3 protein-coding genes are annotated in these 2,506 nt (G+C 38.2%); 1 reads left to right on the top strand and 2 read right to left on the bottom strand.

Going from position 1 to position 2,506, the window contains the following annotated elements; genetic code table 11:
* Positions 1-166 precede the first annotated feature (166 nt).
* Positions 167-1,213 carry a Fic family protein gene (locus ACFIMG_RS05545; protein WP_375640133.1) on the top strand — a complete coding sequence of 349 codons (1,047 nt, stop codon included), beginning with the start codon at positions 167-169 and terminating at the stop codon, positions 1,211-1,213.
* 64 nt (positions 1,214-1,277) lie between these two features.
* Here the strand turns inward: ACFIMG_RS05545 and ACFIMG_RS05540 are convergent, their stop codons facing one another.
* Both ACFIMG_RS05540 and ACFIMG_RS05535 read right to left on the bottom strand, forming a co-directional pair.
* Entirely contained in the window at positions 1,278-1,556 is a 279-nt protein-coding gene (locus ACFIMG_RS05540; RefSeq protein ID WP_375677055.1) for a hypothetical protein, read from the bottom strand.
* On the bottom strand, positions 1,553-2,326 hold the full coding sequence (locus ACFIMG_RS05535; protein ID WP_375679156.1) for a Rha family transcriptional regulator: 774 nt from the start codon (positions 2,324-2,326) through the stop codon (positions 1,553-1,555). Before ACFIMG_RS05535 ends, ACFIMG_RS05540 begins: the two co-directional genes overlap by 4 nt.
* Positions 2,327-2,506: the final 180 nt, after the last annotated feature.

Below are 2,506 nucleotides of genomic sequence, written 5' to 3'. Positions count from 1 at the left end.
CGCATTATGTGAAACACCCATCTTCTTCGCAAACGCACGAACCGATAGACCCTTACGCGTTTTCTTATTCATAGTTGCTCCTTGCCTTTTTCTCTGCCATAAGAAGTAAGAGTTTACGGTGTTACGAATGATTGACAATCGGGTATAATCGGGTATATATTCCGGTATGAAAACAGATACACTTCAAGTTACACAAGAATTGTTGGCTCTCATTACTGAGATTGATGAGTTCAAAGGGGCATGGCGCGCCCTTGGTACTCTTGCACCTGAGCGATTGAACGCTCTTCGTCATATTGCTACTGTTGAAAGTATTGGATCTTCCACACGCATTGAAGGGAGTAAGTTAACAGACCGCGAAATCGAACAGCTTTTGGTAAACTTAGAAATTAAACGTTTCAAGAGTCGTGATGAACAAGAAGTTATCGGTTATGCCAAGGTTATGGAAACAATCTTTCAATCTTGGAGTGATATTTCTATTACTGAAAATCATATTAAACAACTTCATCGTGATCTTTTGTGTAATAGTGATAAAGATCAACGACATCGAGGTGAATATAAGACTTTACGCAATGATGTAGCAGCATTTAATTCTCAAGGGAAAATGGTTGGCATTGTTTTTGAAACAGCTACACCATTTGATACACCATACCGAATGCAAGAGCTTATTACTTGGTTCAATAAAACCAATGAATTAAAGGATCTTCATCCTTTACTTACGATTGGTATTTTTAATGTAACATTTTTAGCTATTCATCCTTTTCAAGATGGAAATGGACGTTTAAGCCGTATCTTAACCACCCTGCTTTTGTTACAAAAAGGTTATGTTTATGTACCATATTCATCACTTGAAAGCATTATTGAGAATAATAAAGAAAGCTATTACTTAGCTTTAAATCAAACTCAAAAAACAATTTATACTAAAACACCCAATTGGGAGCCTTGGATACTCTTTTTTTTACGTGCTCTACAAAAACAAAAACGCCAATTAGAAATAAAAATAGAGAGTGAAAAAAATGCTCTTTTTTCCTTATCTGAATTGGCTCTTAATATTCTTGATTATGTGCGTAATCACGGACGTGTTACAACCCGCGATATGGTGCGTGAGGTTGGTGCAAGCCCTAATACACTTAAAGTAACTTTTACATCATTAGTTGAAAAAGGTCTTTTGATACGTCATGGTGGTGGACGATCAACTTGGTATAGCGCACCTTAATTTTATTGCCTTCTTAACCACCTCCCCATTTTTGAGAACGGGGAGGGGACTTCTGTTTTTGAACTTAAGCAACCTTTTTAATAGGGCTCTCGAAATTTGGTTCATAAGCGCGCAACAAAGAATCCATGCTATGTGGCGGTTCGGAAGCTCCAAAATCTGTCAAAATTGCCAAGATTTTTGTAATATTGGGTACGTCATCTTGAAGTTTTAAAATCAAAACCTTTTCTATTGCATTCATAGTTTGAACCAGAGCACTACAATCTTTGTCGCTCACATTTTCATCATTAGAAAATTGGGATAATGCTATCCACAAATCACATAAGAAGTTGGTGTCTATCTTCATTGCACACCTCCATGAATTTGTTCTCTTAAACATGCCAATCCTCTGGAGGTAATTTTCGTTGAAGGGAGTACCTTTTCTGTACCATCCGGTCTTTGAATGGTGATAGCAGGGCAATCCATGAAACCTTTTTTGATTTTATCCTGATAAGGTAACAGAGGCGCTCCTGGAGCACGACGATAGACCCAATCATGTTTACGCAAGTAGTCGGTTAAGTCCTTTGGTCGTACTTCAAGCATCTTTGCTGCTTCTATCAAACCGAATAAACCATCAGAACGTTTTAAGCCTTCCAAAGCTTTTGCTTTGGGCTCTAACTCAGCAATAACATGATCTTTCTGCTCTATTTGGCTTTGTAGGTGGTTCAAGACACCAAGTAATGCTTCGGGTTTAGAGTAGTCAACTTGTGGTGTTGCTATCTGTGGTGTTGCTACTTGTCTTTCCAATTCTTGCCAACGGTCTATAATTTTAGCTCGCAAGGCAGTGCTGTAACCTGAAACAAGAATTAAACATTCACGCTTGGGGAGGTGATAACAAGGGCGGCTTTTCCCTTGTTCATCAATATAATTGCTTAAAAATTTAGCCAGCCCAAATTTGGGCTCGCTAAAATCAACCACCCCAAATTTGGGGGCGTTAAGTTCTTCAAGCATTTGCTTAATGTCACGCATAACATGTTTATGTTGTTTACCACACAATTCTGCAATCTCACGGCTAGACATAGTCTGAGTGGTAGCATTATTAGTAGTGCTTTCTTTAATTTCTATAAGTGTGTTCATTATGAACTCCTATGTGCTTAAAGTTTCTTAATGACACTCAATTAAAGAGTGCCGGGTGCTAAGAAACACGGCACATAGCCCGTCGTTATGCCTTTCCCAAAAGGGTATTGTATAGCATAACCACACCCGACAATATCATTATATGCTTGTAGCATACAACGAGTCAAAGTTTTTAATTGG

The organism is Bartonella sp. AP11XZML (genome assembly GCF_042196445.1).
Classification (GTDB): Bacteria; Pseudomonadota; Alphaproteobacteria; order Rhizobiales; family Rhizobiaceae; genus Bartonella.
Note: the sequence above shows the minus strand (reverse complement) of the source record. Positions and strands in the feature narration are given on the sequence as shown.